Consider the following 11,527-nt stretch of genomic DNA (forward strand, 5'->3'; position numbering starts at 1 on the left):
CACTCCACGCGCGAGAAACAACGTTCCGGGCGAGACACCACGCGTCGCGTCGTGTCTCGCCCGGTTCGTTGTTTCTCGGCGAGGGCGGGTCAGCCTTCCGGCGTCGGCGCGGCGCCGATGACGACCTTCTGCTGCAGACGGTTGACACCGCGCTCGGCGTCCCATGTTCCGATGTTGGCCGTGCGGATGGCGAAGCGCGGGTCGTCGGCCAGCGACTCCTCGGGCGCGGGAAGCGCGAGCGACGCGGTGTACTGCCCGGCCGGCAGGCCCTCGAGGGGCACGGTCAGCGTGACCTGCTTCCCCGGCGCCCACGTCCGCGGATCTTGGTCGAGACGCACCGTCACCGGACCCGACGGCCCGTCGAGCACCACCGAGACGGGGCGCGCGTTGTAGGGCGCCGCCCATCCCTCATTGCGAAGGACGATCTCCAGCGAGGGCTTCGCTCCGCCCACGACGCGGGACTGCTCGAGCACGAACCGGTACCCGAGCTGCTTGGCCACCTTGGTGAGGTTCTTCTGACCCCAGGAGTTCAAGACCTCCTCCTTGTAGCCGCGGTTGAGGTAACTGAAGTGATAGCGCGCCATTTCGGCTGACGCCGACTTCCAGTTCGTACGGGGTTCGTTCAGTTGGCACGTCTCCCCGCCCATCGGAACGAAGCGGGTCTCCGCCGCCAGGTAGTCCTGGTCCAGCTCCGGGGGATCGGAGAGGAAGGTACCGGCGTCGTTCCAGGGGGCAAGGAAGCAATCGTTGTGATGGCCCACCCGCGAGATCGGCGCGCCACTGTACGCCTCGCCCTCCGACAGCGCGCCGGCCTCGCCGGTCGGGCGATCGAAGGCGCGCTGCTTGGCGCGCGGCACGCGAACCTGGACGGATCTCGAGGACGGAAGAGCCTCCAGCAAGGCGTCGACCACGGCGCTGCGCTTTTCCCAGTCGGCGTCAGTGACGACACCGGGATTCGCGGGATCCGCGACGAAATGGTCGGTGTAGTACCACTCGCCCCACACCCCGATGAAGCCCGCCTGCAGCACCGTGATGACATCCGCGTTCGCGCGCAGCACCGGCGTCAACTGGTCGATGTGAGCGAGCACGCGCTCCAGAGGCGCATCGCCATGCGGTCCCCCGACCGGACCCTGGGTCTCCGTGTATGCGAATCGCAGGATGACCGACACTCCCGCCGCTCGGGCGGTGGCGAAGTCGGCGGCGAGCGCGTCGAGCAGCGCCGCGTCCAAGTCGGCCGCGACGTAGCGCTCCAGATAGACCACGCGAAGGATCTGCGACACGCCCTCCGCGCGGTAATCCGCCAGCTCTTTCGCGGTGAGCGGCGCCCATCCTGTGCCGCCGGCGAGCGAATGCGTCTCAGTGTGGCGGTAGAAGCCGCGCGCGGGGTTGGCGATCACCGCCTCGTCTTCCTGGTAGGTCACGACGCTCGGCTGGGCCGTGGGGCGCGGATGGGCGGCGGCGGCAGGCATGGCGGCCGCCAGGACCGCCGCCGCTGCCATGGCGGCGGTCAGCGCGGTCAGACCGGCGCGTCTTCGGTGGATCGTTCGCATCGATGTCTCCTCATGTTCCGGGGGGGGTCGCCCGGGTTCTCCGGGTCCGAGACGGACGCTAATGCGGCGGCGGCTGACTGTCCACGAGAGGCGGGAAACGCGCAGCCCCCGTGCGCGGATGCTTCGCAGCCCGGGTCAGGCCAGCACCACGCGCACGCCCGCGGCGCGCAGGTGCGCCAACTCGCGCGGGTCGGCCGCGGCATCCGTCACGAGAATGTCGATCTTCGACGTTTCCGCGATGGACGCTCCGGATCGGCGACCCACCTTGGACCCGTCGGCCACGACGATGGTCCGCCGCGCGGAGGCGACCATTGCATGGTTGGTGCGGGCCTCGGCCGGGTCATGGGTGCTCACGCCACCGGTGGCGCTGACGCCGTCGGCGCCGAGAACCGCGATTCCCGCGCGGGCTGCCTGGAAGCCTCGCTCCGCCGGAGTGCCGACCAGTTCGGACGACTGCGGCCGGAGCCTGCCGCCGGTCATGAGAACGGCGCAGCACGTGTGGCCTCCGGCGATGGCGGCGATGGTGAGGGAGTTCGTGATGATCGTCACACCCTCGCGGTCGGGCAGCTCCCGTGCCACCTCGGCGGTGGTCGTTCCGCCTCCCATGGCGATCGCCAGCGCCCCGGGCGGAAGCAGGTTCACGGCGGTCCGCGCGATCCTTCGCTTGGCGTCGCTGAACCGCGCGTCCCGCAGCGCTTCGGGCCGCTCGAGGTTCGCGCCGGCCGCGCGCGCCCTTCCGTGCGTGCGCACGACGAGACCGCGCGCGGCCAACTCCGCGAGGTCACGCCGGATCGTCGCGCGCGAGGCTCCCGCGGTCGCGGCCAGGCGGTCGACGGTGATGCTGCCGCGCTCGGCCAGCGCGTCCAGGATGTCGTTCATCCTGCGCGTGCGCCTCGCCGTCGCGTCCGACACCTCCGTCTGCGCGGTCCTTACTTCAGTCCCGATGACGCCAGGCCGTCGATCACTCGGCGCTGCAGCACGATGAACATGATGAGGACCGGCGCCATCGCGAGAAGGCTCGCGGCCATCGCGACCGGGTAGTCCGTCGTGCGGTCGCTGAGCAGGGTGGCGAGCCCGGCGGAGAGCGGCATGTCGGTGCTGTAGCTGGTGACCACCAGGGGCCACAGCAGCTCGTTCCAGGACCACAGCACCGTGGTGATGGCGAGCACGCTCATCGTGGGGGTGGCCAGAGGCAGCATGACGCGCCAGAAGATCTGGAACGTGTTGGCCCCATCCAGGCGCGCCGCTTCCTCGAGCTCCGTGGGCATCGCAAGGAACGCCGTCCGCATGAGGAAGGTGCCGAACGCGCTGAACAGTCCCGGCAGCACCAGCCCGCCGATGGAGTTCAGTAGCCCGAGGTTCTGGATGATCTGGTACTGCGAGAGCAGATAGACCTGCGACGGCACCATCAGGATCGACAGGACCACTCCGAGCAGGATGCCTCGGCCACGGAATCGCAGCCGCGCGAACGCGTACCCCGCCATCGTGCACAGCACCAGCTGGGCGACGGTGCGGATGAGCGTGATGAGCACCGACGTGCCGAACTGCTGGAAGAACGGCAGGCGCTCGAACACCTCGGCGTAGTTGCTCCACTGCAGCTCACCGGGCCAGAACACGGGGGTGACGGACTGCACCTGCTCGTTGGTGGACAGCGACATGATGATCTGCCAGAGGAACGGGAAGGCCATGATGACCGCCCCGACGCCCAGCACGATATGCGCCACGACGTACTCGGTGCCGCCCCGGATGCGTCGTGGTGGACGGTTCGCCGCGCCGCGGAGCGTCCCTCCACCGGTGATGAGCGTGCGCGTGGTGATCGCCTCAGTCACTGTGCACCCACCTCCGCTGGAACCGGAACTGAAGGAAGGTGACGAACCCGATGATGACGAAGATGATCATCGCCACGGCGGCGGCGTACCCCTTCTCGTTGTTGACGAATCCGGCTTGGTAGAAGTAGTAGACGAGCGACATGCTGCGCGGCAGCGTCGAGTTCGTGGCGGTCGTTCCGAGGATGGCGTACAGCAGGTCGAACAGCTGGAAGCACGAGATGACCGTGATGATCGTGACGAAGAAGATGCTGGGCGTCAGGAGCGGGACCGTGATGGCGCGGAACTGCCGCCACCGGCTGGCGCCGTCGAGGGAGGCCGCCTCGTAGAGCTCGGGCGGGATGGTCTTCAATCCCGCCCCGAGCACGATCATCGAGAATCCGATCGAGCTCCACAGCCCCACGATCGCCACGGCGACGATGGCGAAGCCCGGGGTGCTGATCCAATACGGCCCTTCGACGCCGACGAGGGAGAGCTGATGATTGACCAGCCCGAAGTCGCCGTTGAAGATGATGCGCCAGACGAACGCGATCGCGGTGGGCATGGCGACGTACGGCAGGAAGAAGAGGACGCGGTAGAGGGAGGCGAACCGCAGCCCCGGAAGGTTCAGGAGGCTCGCCAGGAGGACGGCGAGAGGAACGCCCGCGAGCACGATGAGCGTGTAGAGGAGCGTGTTGCCGAGGGAGAGGTAGAAACTCGGCTCCGAGAACAGGCGGGTGAAATTGTCCAACCCGGCGAAGGCCGCGTCGCCGAACACCCCGAAGCTCATGAACGAGAACCCCGCGGTCTGGATGATGGGCCAGATGTAGAAGGCGCCGATCCCCAGCGCCAGGGGGCCGATGAACACGACGGCCCACCACCCGTCGCCTCGCCGAGCGGCGCGGGGCGGGCGCGGGTCGCCGCCCCCGCCGCTGCGTGCAGGAGCGGCGGGGGCAGCCGAGACGCGCTCGGCTAGGGTCAACGCGATTCCTTCGCGAGCGCCTCGTCCATCTTCTCGGCGAGCTCGTCGGTCACCTCGGCGACAGGACGCTCACCCGAGAAGGCCTGCGGAAGCAGTTCCGCTTCGAGGGCGTTCCAGGCGGCGGAGTTGGCGCTGACCGGCAGCGGACGGGAGTATTCCACCGCATCCAGGAACACCTGGAGGTTCGCCTGGGGCATCGACGCGGCGAACGACGACTGGGTTCCGTCGAATGCCGGGATGATCGACCCGAACTCGCCCTGCGCCTGCTGGGCCTCCTCACCGGCCAGGTACACCTGGAGCGCCTGGGCGGCCTGCTTGTTGTCGGAGTTCGCCGCGACGACGTTGGCCACACCGTGGATGACGGTGGCCTGCTCCTCCCCGTGAGGCAGGGGCAGCACGTCCACGCTGTCCACGAATGGCACATCCGTGAGCGCGGAGCGGAACCAGCTGCCGCCCATGTACATCGCCAGCTTGCCGGAGGTGTACCACTGGTCGGCGGTGGTGTCGGTGAGCTGGGCGATGGTGGGGGAGGCGCCGGATGCGATCAGGTCGGCCCAGAACTGGATGCCCGCCTGCGCCTCAGGGGTGTCGTACGCGGAGCTCTGTCCGTCGATCACGTCGCCGCCGGCCTGGAAGATGGTGTTGTAGTAGGTGGTCTGGCCGTCCATGCCACCGGCCGCGCCGTACACCCCTTCGCCCTCCAGCGCCGTCGAGATCTGTGCAGCCGCGGCCTGAAGGTCGTCCCATGTCCAGTCGGCACCGGGGACGGCGACACCGGCCCGCTGGAAGAGTTCCTCGTTGATCCACACCCCGATGGTGTCCATGTCCTTCGGTACGCCGTAGGACACGTCATCGACGGTGTAGAGGTCCACGAGCGACTCCGGATAGTCGCCGGGGTCGATGTCTCCCGCATCCAGGGCTCCGGTGATCGGCTCGAGCTTGTCGTTGAGCGCGTACAGCTGGACGTTGGGGCCGTTCATCCAGAAGATGTCGGGGAGCGTGTCGCTCGAGGCCTGGGTCTGCAGCTTGGTCCAGTACTCGCTGTACGGCGTGACGCTGAGGTTCACCGTGATGTTGGGGTAGAGCTCGTTGAACCCGGCGATGCTGTCCTCGATCGCGTCGACCTGCGCCTGGTCCCACAGTCCATACGTGATCTCGGCGGTGAGGTCGTCCTCCGGGACGGCGTACTCGCCGGATCCACCCGGTCCCCCCGTACCGCCGCCGCAAGCGGTCGCGGCGAGAATGACGGTGCTGGCCAGGGCGAACGCGCCGAGCGCCCGGCGCCCCCATCGGGTCTGTGTCATCGGTCGTTCCTTTCGGTCGGATGCTGCGGCGAGGCGTTCGAGGGCGAGGAGAAGTGGGCGACGACGTGCGCGGGGAGGGCGGGCACGTCGAACGGGCGGGAACCGTTCCGGATGGAGTCAGCCGCAAGGGCACCGGCGGCCACGGCGGCACGGGCGGCGAGTGGGGACACCACCGTGGGCGTGCCATGGACGAGATGCGAGAGGAACTCGCGCATCGTCGCCACGTCGGCAGCGTCGTGGCCGCTCGCGTCGCCTTCGATGGCGTACTCCGCGTCGCCGGCGACGGCCCAGTCCCGGCGACGGTTCCACACCTTCACCACGCCCCCCGCGGTGTCGCCCACGTTCTCCAGGCGCCCCTCGGTACCGATGACGGTGTAGTTGCGCCAGTAGTCGGGGGTGAAGTGGCACTGTTCGTAGCTGGCGAGCACCCCGTTGTCGAGTGTCATGAGCATCAGGGAGACGTCCTCGACGTCGACGACCGGATTCAGTCCGGTGGCGTCGGCCGGTGGCCAATTGTCGAAGGAGAACCAGTCGGGCATCGTCTCCCCCGCACGGTCGCGGCGGTCGGTGACCCCGCCGTAGACCATGAGGTCACCCATGCCGACGACCCGCCGCGTGTACGCCCCGGAGAGGTAGTGCACCACGTCGAGGTCGTGGCTGGCTTTCTGCAGCAGGAGCGTGTTCGTCCGGGAGCGGTCGGCGTGCCAGTCCTTGAAGTAGTAGTCGCCGCCGTTGCCCACGAAGTGGCGCACCCAGATGGTCTTCACCTCACCGATCTCGCCGCGGTCGATGATCTCCTTCATCCGGCGGACGACGGCGGCGTGGCGGAAGTTGTGCCCGACGTAGAGCACGCTCCCCGATTCGGCCGCGGCCGCGAGCACGCGGTCGGCATCGGCGAGCGTCGTGGCGAGCGGCTTCTCGAGATACACCCCGACACCGGCGCGGAGCAGCTGTTCGGCGATGTCGGCGTGCGTGTCGTCGGGCGCGGTGACGACTGCGGCATCGACACCGCCGGCATCCAGGAGCGCAGTGATGTCGCCGTGCACCGGAATCCCGGCGAACAACGACTCCGCGCGCGTCCGGCCGTGCGGCGACGGTTCCACAGCGGCCACGACCCGGGCTCCCGGGAAGGCATCCGGCACGTGGTGGGCGATCACGCTGCGCGCGCCGACGCCCACCACCGCAACGCGGGGCGCATCGTGCCCGTCGCGGAGCGAAGGGGGCGTCACAGGGTGCCCACGTCCGGCTGCATGGAGCCATCTTGCAGGTTGTGAGCGAATTTGTCACGGGTGGGCTGGAAACGTGCAGGATCGGCCAGTACCCTGGGCCGAAACCTCGCAAACGCGCGCGGCCCGGGGCGCGTCCCGTCCGACGCTGACGCGGCGACGGTCCCGGCGTCAGCGGGGCGGGGAGGCGCGCGCCGAAGGCGCCACGATCACGTCGACGCCCGCCTTCTCGAACTGGGCGCTCACCCGGGCCGGAAGCGGTGCGTCCGTGACGAGGATGTCGACATCGTCCAGCGCACAGATCCGCGCGAAGGTCGTTCGACCGATCTTCGTCTGATCGGCAGCGACGACCACCCTGCGGGCGACCGCGGCGATGTGCCGACTGGCGTCGGCCTCACCCTCGTGGAGGGTCGTGGCACCGAACTCCGCCGTCAGTCCATCGACACCGAGGATGGCGATGTCGAGGCTGAAGTCGCGCAGTGACCGGCCCACGAGTGGCCCGATGAGCTCGTACGACTGCCGTCGCGGCACGCCACCGGTGACGACGATCTTGATGTTCTCCCGCACGGAGGATTCGAAAGCGATGTTGAGCGCATTGGTCACGATGGTGACCCCCGGCTCGCCCCCCACCGAGGGGAGTCGCTCACTCCGGCCGAGGGCGCGCGCCACCTCGGTGACGGTGGTTCCGCCGTTCATGCCCACCGTCGCCCCGGGCGGGACGAGGCCCTCGACCGCCCGCGCGATGGCGAGCTTCGCATCCGCCTGGCGGGCGATCTTGTACTGCAGCGGAAGCTCGTATCCCGACCCCAGCGCCGACGCCCCGCCGTGGGTGCGCGTCACGAGCCGCTGTTCGGCCAACGTGTTGAGGTCGCGGCGAGCCGTCGCCGTGGAGACGCCGAGCCGCTCGCTCACGTCGGCGATGCTCACGTGACTCTGCTCGCTCACGAGTTCGAGCACGAGATTGAGCCGCTGCTGCTGGTGCATCGGGACGGCACCTCCTCCGACTCATCGTTGCACAGCGGAAGTTGACGCCGGTGATTGATTCTGCTCAAATGCTTGGTAAACGATCAGTTTTGATCCGCCGCCTTCAGGAAGAAGACCGATGAGTTCCCCCTTCGTCGATGATGAGATCGCGTCCCAGCCGGCGTCTTGGGCGGAGGCGGCCCGCGTGGCCCCCACGGTGCGTGATGCACTCCCCTCGGCCGGTGAGCGGGTGGCGTTCGTGGGGTGCGGGACCAGCTGGTTCGTCGCCATGGCCGCGGCGGTGCGGCGAGAGGCTCTCGGCCTCGGAGAGTCGGACGCCTTCGCGGCGAGCGAGTTCCCGTCCGGCCGGCAGTACGACCGCGTCGTGGCGATCTCCCGGTCGGGGACCACGACAGAGGTCGTCGATCTGCTGCAGCAGCTGGACACGCCGACCACCCTGATCACCGCGGTGGCGGACTCCCCCGCGACGGTGGCGGCCCAGCACACGGTGACCCTCGACTTCGCGGACGAGCAGTCCGTCGTCCAGACCCGGTTCGCCACGAGTGTGATCGCACTGCTGCGCAGCCATTTCGGAGAAGATCTGGAGGCCGCCATCGCCGACGCACGGACGGCGTTGACGATCGACATCGCCGCCCTCGTCTCCGTCGATCAGTGCACCTTCGTCGCCACCGGATGGCCGGTGGGTCTGGCCTACGAGGCGGCGCTGAAGACGCGGGAGGCCGCGCAGGCATGGGCGGAGTCCTACCCCGCGATGGACTACCGCCACGGTCCGATCTCCATCGCTCAGCCCGGGCGACTCGTCTGGAGCCTCGGCGGTACTCCCGAGGGCCTGGAAGCCCAGGTGACCGCGACCGGCGCGACGTTCGTCGAGCACGATCTCGACCCGCTCGCGCGTCTCATCGTCGCGCAGCGATTCGCTGTCGCGCTGGCGAAGTCCAAGGGACTCGATCCCGACCACCCGCGCTCCCTCACCCGGTCCGTCATCCTGGCGTGACCGCTCCCCTCGCGATCGGCGTCGACGTCGGCGGCACGACGGTGAAGGCCGTCGTCGCCGACGCGCACGGCGCCATCCAGGCCGAGTCCCGCGCGCCGACGCCCTCGCCCGACCCCGCCGGCACCGCCGTCGTCGAGACCGTCGCGCGTCTGGTCGCCGACCTGGACGACGCCGCGCGGCTCCCGATCGGCGTCGTGGTGCCCGGCATCGTGGACGAGACCCGCGGAAGGGCACTGTATTCCGCCAACCTCGGATGGTCGGACATCCCGCTGGCCGCCCACATCCAGGAACGCCTCGGGCGCCGGATCGGGTTCGGCCACGATGTCCGCGCAGGAGCGCTGGCCGAGGCGCGGTGGGGTGCGGCCTCGAGCGTCGCCGGCGTCGTCGCGTTCGTTCCCGTCGGCACGGGTGTGGCGGCGGCCATTCTCGTCGACGGGCGTCCTGTCGTGGCGGGGGGATGGGCGGGTGAGATCGGACAGCTGCGCATCACCGCTGGCCGGTTCGCGGGTGCGCGAGTGGAAGAGATCGCCTCCGCGGCCGGCACCGCGCGGCGGGCGGGCCTCCCGGATGCGAAGACCGTGCTCGAACGCGTCCGCGACGACGACGCCGACGCCCTGCGCGTCTGGCGCGAGACCATCGACGTGCTGGCCGATGCCCTGGCCGCTCTCACGGCCACGACCGGGGCGGAGACGATCGTGCTCGGCGGCGGCCTTGCCCTCGCGGGCACCGACCTCACGGAGCCGCTCGCCCGCTCGCTGTCCGGGCGCCTGGGCGCGCTCCGCCATCCCGTGCTCCGCACCGCACGGCTCGGTGACCGCGCCGCCGCCCTCGGTGCGGTACTGCTGGCGGCGGGTCCGTCATGAGCGATGCGAGACCCGTCGGCGACGGCCCGGCTATGGCTCGCATCCTGACCGTGACGCCGAATCCGGCCATCGACGTCACCTACACGGCGGCGCGGCAGGCCCTGGGTGAGACCGTGCGGGTCACCCAGGTGCGCCGGCGCCCCGGGGGTAAGGGGCTGAATGTCGCTCGCGTGCTCCGCACGCTCGGTCGCGACGTGGTGGCGCTGCATCCGCTCGGGGGCGATGCCGGCGCCTGGATCGAGCGGGCACTGGTGCGCGACGGGCTGCCCGCCACCGCGTCGTCCATCGCGGGCGAGACACGGACGACCGTGGCGGTCGTGGACGGCATCGACCACCCCACCCTGCTCGCTGAACCCGGGCCATCGCTCTCCGACAGCGAATGGGCGAACCTCCTCGACACGGTCGCCGCCGCGATCACGCCGGGTGACTGGGTCGTCGTGGCGGGGTCCTTCCCGCCGGAGACCACACCCGCCCGGGTGACACGCCTCGTCCGGCGCGTCCATGACCGTGGCGCCCGCCTGCTCGTCGACACGAGCGGCCCCCTCCTCGAGGCCGCCGCCGCAGCCGGCAGCGACGTGGTCAAGGCCAACGAGGACGAGATTTGCGAGGCGACGGGCGAAGACGACGCGGGCCGCGCGCTCGCCCGGCTCTCGGCGCACGGATGCGACGTGCTGATGTCGCGCGGCAGGCATGGTGCCGTTCTCCGCCTCGCCGAGGGCGACACGTGGGAACAGCCGGCGGTGCCCGGGGTGGCGGGAGATCCCACGGGCGCGGGGGACGCCGCAACCGCCGGATTCATCGCGGCGCTCACCGAGGGTCACGGCCCGGCGACGGCGCTGGCCTGGGCGGCCGTTGCCGGAGCCGCGGCGGTTCTCCGTCCGGTCGCCGGCGAGATCGGCCCCGCCGTCCTGGCCGCGCTCGGCGGCCGGCTGGGCCTCCCGTCCGACCGCCTTCTCCTCCCCCTCGAGCCCGATCGGAGCCGCCCGTGACCGCACGGACCGTCGTCGACCTCGTGTCCGAGGCCCGCCGTGAAGGATCCGGAGTCGGAGCCTTCAACGTCGTCCTCCTCGAGCACGCCGAGGCGATCGCCGAAGGGGCAGAGCGGGCCGGGCGCCCCGTGATCTTCCAGATCAGCCAGAATTGCGTCGCCTACCATGGCGCGCTGGCCCCGCTCGCGCTGGCGACCCTCCGCATCGCACGGTCCCTGTCCGTGCCCGCCCTCGTCCACCTCGATCACGCCGACGACGGCGACCTGGTGCGGGAGGCCGTCGACCTGGGGTTCGACAGCGTCATGTTCGATGCATCCGCCCTCTCGTACGCCGGCAACATCGCCGCCACGAGCGACATGGCCCGGTTCTGCCAGGAACGCGGGGTGCTGATCGAGGCCGAACTCGGCGAGATCGGCGGCAAGGACGGCGTCCACGCCCCCGGGGTGCGCACCGACCCGAACGACGCACGCCGATTCGTCGAGGCGACGGGGGTCGACTGGCTCGCGGTCGCGGTCGGCACCTCTCACGCCATGACGTCGCGCGAAGCCGCCGTCGACACCGCCCTCATCGGCCGCCTCGCCGAGGCGGTGCCGGTGCCGCTCGTTCTGCACGGGTCGTCCGGTCTTTCCGATGAGCAGCTGCAGCATGCGGTGGCGGCGGGAATGACGAAGATCAACATCTCCACACATCTCAACGGCCTCTTCACCGCCGCCGTGCGCACCGCCCTGGCGGATGCACCCGACCGCGTCGATCCGCGGACCTACGTCGCGCCAGGGCGGAAGGCCGTCGCCGAGGAGACCGCCCGCCTCCTCGGCCTCCTCGCCTCGTGA

General features: G+C 70.1%; 11 protein-coding genes. 4 read left to right on the forward strand and 7 right to left on the reverse strand.

Going from position 1 to position 11,527, the window contains the following annotated elements:
- Positions 1–89: 89 nt before the first annotated feature.
- The 7 genes from AC2DFQ_RS11740 to AC2DFQ_RS11770 all read right to left on the reverse strand — a co-directional run bounded on the left by AC2DFQ_RS11740 (position 90) and on the right by AC2DFQ_RS11770 (position 7,851).
- On the reverse strand, positions 90–1,550 hold the full coding sequence (locus tag AC2DFQ_RS11740) for a DUF4832 domain-containing protein (protein ID WP_484534022.1): 1,461 nt from the start codon (positions 1,548–1,550) through the stop codon (positions 90–92).
- A 135-nt stretch (positions 1,551–1,685) separates the two neighbouring features.
- Positions 1,686–2,429: a DeoR/GlpR family DNA-binding transcription regulator gene (locus AC2DFQ_RS11745; RefSeq protein ID WP_484534023.1), complete on the reverse strand. Its 744-nt coding sequence runs from the start codon at positions 2,427–2,429 to the stop codon at positions 1,686–1,688.
- A gap of 50 nt (positions 2,430–2,479) precedes the next feature.
- A complete protein-coding gene (locus AC2DFQ_RS11750; RefSeq protein WP_484534024.1) occupies positions 2,480–3,379 on the reverse strand; it encodes a carbohydrate ABC transporter permease in 900 nt (299 codons plus the stop codon).
- Positions 3,372–4,337 (reverse strand): carbohydrate ABC transporter permease, encoded by a 966-nt coding sequence (locus AC2DFQ_RS11755; protein WP_484510730.1) that lies wholly within the window; start codon positions 4,335–4,337, stop codon positions 3,372–3,374. The genes AC2DFQ_RS11750 and AC2DFQ_RS11755 overlap by 8 nt, the downstream gene beginning before the upstream one ends.
- Entirely contained in the window at positions 4,334–5,641 is a 1,308-nt protein-coding gene (locus AC2DFQ_RS11760; RefSeq protein ID WP_484534025.1) for an ABC transporter substrate-binding protein, read from the reverse strand. Before AC2DFQ_RS11760 ends, AC2DFQ_RS11755 begins: the two co-directional genes overlap by 4 nt.
- Entirely contained in the window at positions 5,638–6,870 is a 1,233-nt protein-coding gene (locus AC2DFQ_RS11765; protein WP_484510728.1) for a Gfo/Idh/MocA family protein, read from the reverse strand. Before AC2DFQ_RS11765 ends, AC2DFQ_RS11760 begins: the two co-directional genes overlap by 4 nt.
- Before the next feature lie 168 nt (positions 6,871–7,038).
- A complete protein-coding gene (locus tag AC2DFQ_RS11770; RefSeq protein WP_484510727.1) occupies positions 7,039–7,851 on the reverse strand; it encodes a DeoR/GlpR family DNA-binding transcription regulator in 813 nt (270 codons plus the stop codon).
- Positions 7,852–7,969: 118 nt separating this feature from the next.
- On the opposite strand from AC2DFQ_RS11770, the gene AC2DFQ_RS11775 reads away from it, so the two are divergent.
- Genes AC2DFQ_RS11775 through AC2DFQ_RS11790 form a run of 4 tightly spaced genes read left to right on the forward strand, consistent with a single transcriptional unit; the run spans position 7,970 to position 11,527 of the window.
- The gene (locus tag AC2DFQ_RS11775; protein WP_484534026.1) at positions 7,970–8,845 is read left to right on the forward strand and encodes an SIS domain-containing protein; all 876 of its coding nucleotides are present in this window, start codon (positions 7,970–7,972) and stop codon (positions 8,843–8,845) included.
- On the forward strand, positions 8,842–9,708 hold the full coding sequence (locus AC2DFQ_RS11780; RefSeq protein ID WP_484534027.1) for an ROK family protein: 867 nt from the start codon (positions 8,842–8,844) through the stop codon (positions 9,706–9,708). Before AC2DFQ_RS11775 ends, AC2DFQ_RS11780 begins: the two co-directional genes overlap by 4 nt.
- Positions 9,705–10,697, forward strand: a complete 993-nt coding sequence (locus AC2DFQ_RS11785) for a 1-phosphofructokinase family hexose kinase (protein ID WP_484534028.1) — start codon at positions 9,705–9,707, stop codon at positions 10,695–10,697. The genes AC2DFQ_RS11780 and AC2DFQ_RS11785 overlap by 4 nt, the downstream gene beginning before the upstream one ends.
- Positions 10,694–11,527: a class II fructose-bisphosphate aldolase gene (locus AC2DFQ_RS11790; RefSeq protein ID WP_484534029.1), complete on the forward strand. Its 834-nt coding sequence runs from the start codon at positions 10,694–10,696 to the stop codon at positions 11,525–11,527. The genes AC2DFQ_RS11785 and AC2DFQ_RS11790 overlap by 4 nt, the downstream gene beginning before the upstream one ends.

This window comes from Microbacterium sp. Z11_20, assembly GCF_057197605.1.

What these genes read in the sequence shown, in the direction of transcription:
- AC2DFQ_RS11745 (WP_484534023.1), bottom strand. Translation starts at nt 2,429, where the DNA reads ATGAACGACATCCTGGACGCGCTGGCCGAGCGCGGCAGCATCACCGTC.
- AC2DFQ_RS11785 (WP_484534028.1), top strand. Translation starts at nt 9,705, where the DNA reads ATGAGCGATGCGAGACCCGTCGGCGACGGCCCGGCTATGGCTCGCATC.
- AC2DFQ_RS11770 (WP_484510727.1), bottom strand. Translation starts at nt 7,851, where the DNA reads ATGCACCAGCAGCAGCGGCTCAATCTCGTGCTCGAACTCGTGAGCGAG.
- AC2DFQ_RS11740 (WP_484534022.1), bottom strand. Translation starts at nt 1,550, where the DNA reads ATGCGAACGATCCACCGAAGACGCGCCGGTCTGACCGCGCTGACCGCC.
- AC2DFQ_RS11760 (WP_484534025.1), bottom strand. Translation starts at nt 5,641, where the DNA reads ATGACACAGACCCGATGGGGGCGCCGGGCGCTCGGCGCGTTCGCCCTG.
- AC2DFQ_RS11775 (WP_484534026.1), top strand. Translation starts at nt 7,970, where the DNA reads ATGAGTTCCCCCTTCGTCGATGATGAGATCGCGTCCCAGCCGGCGTCT.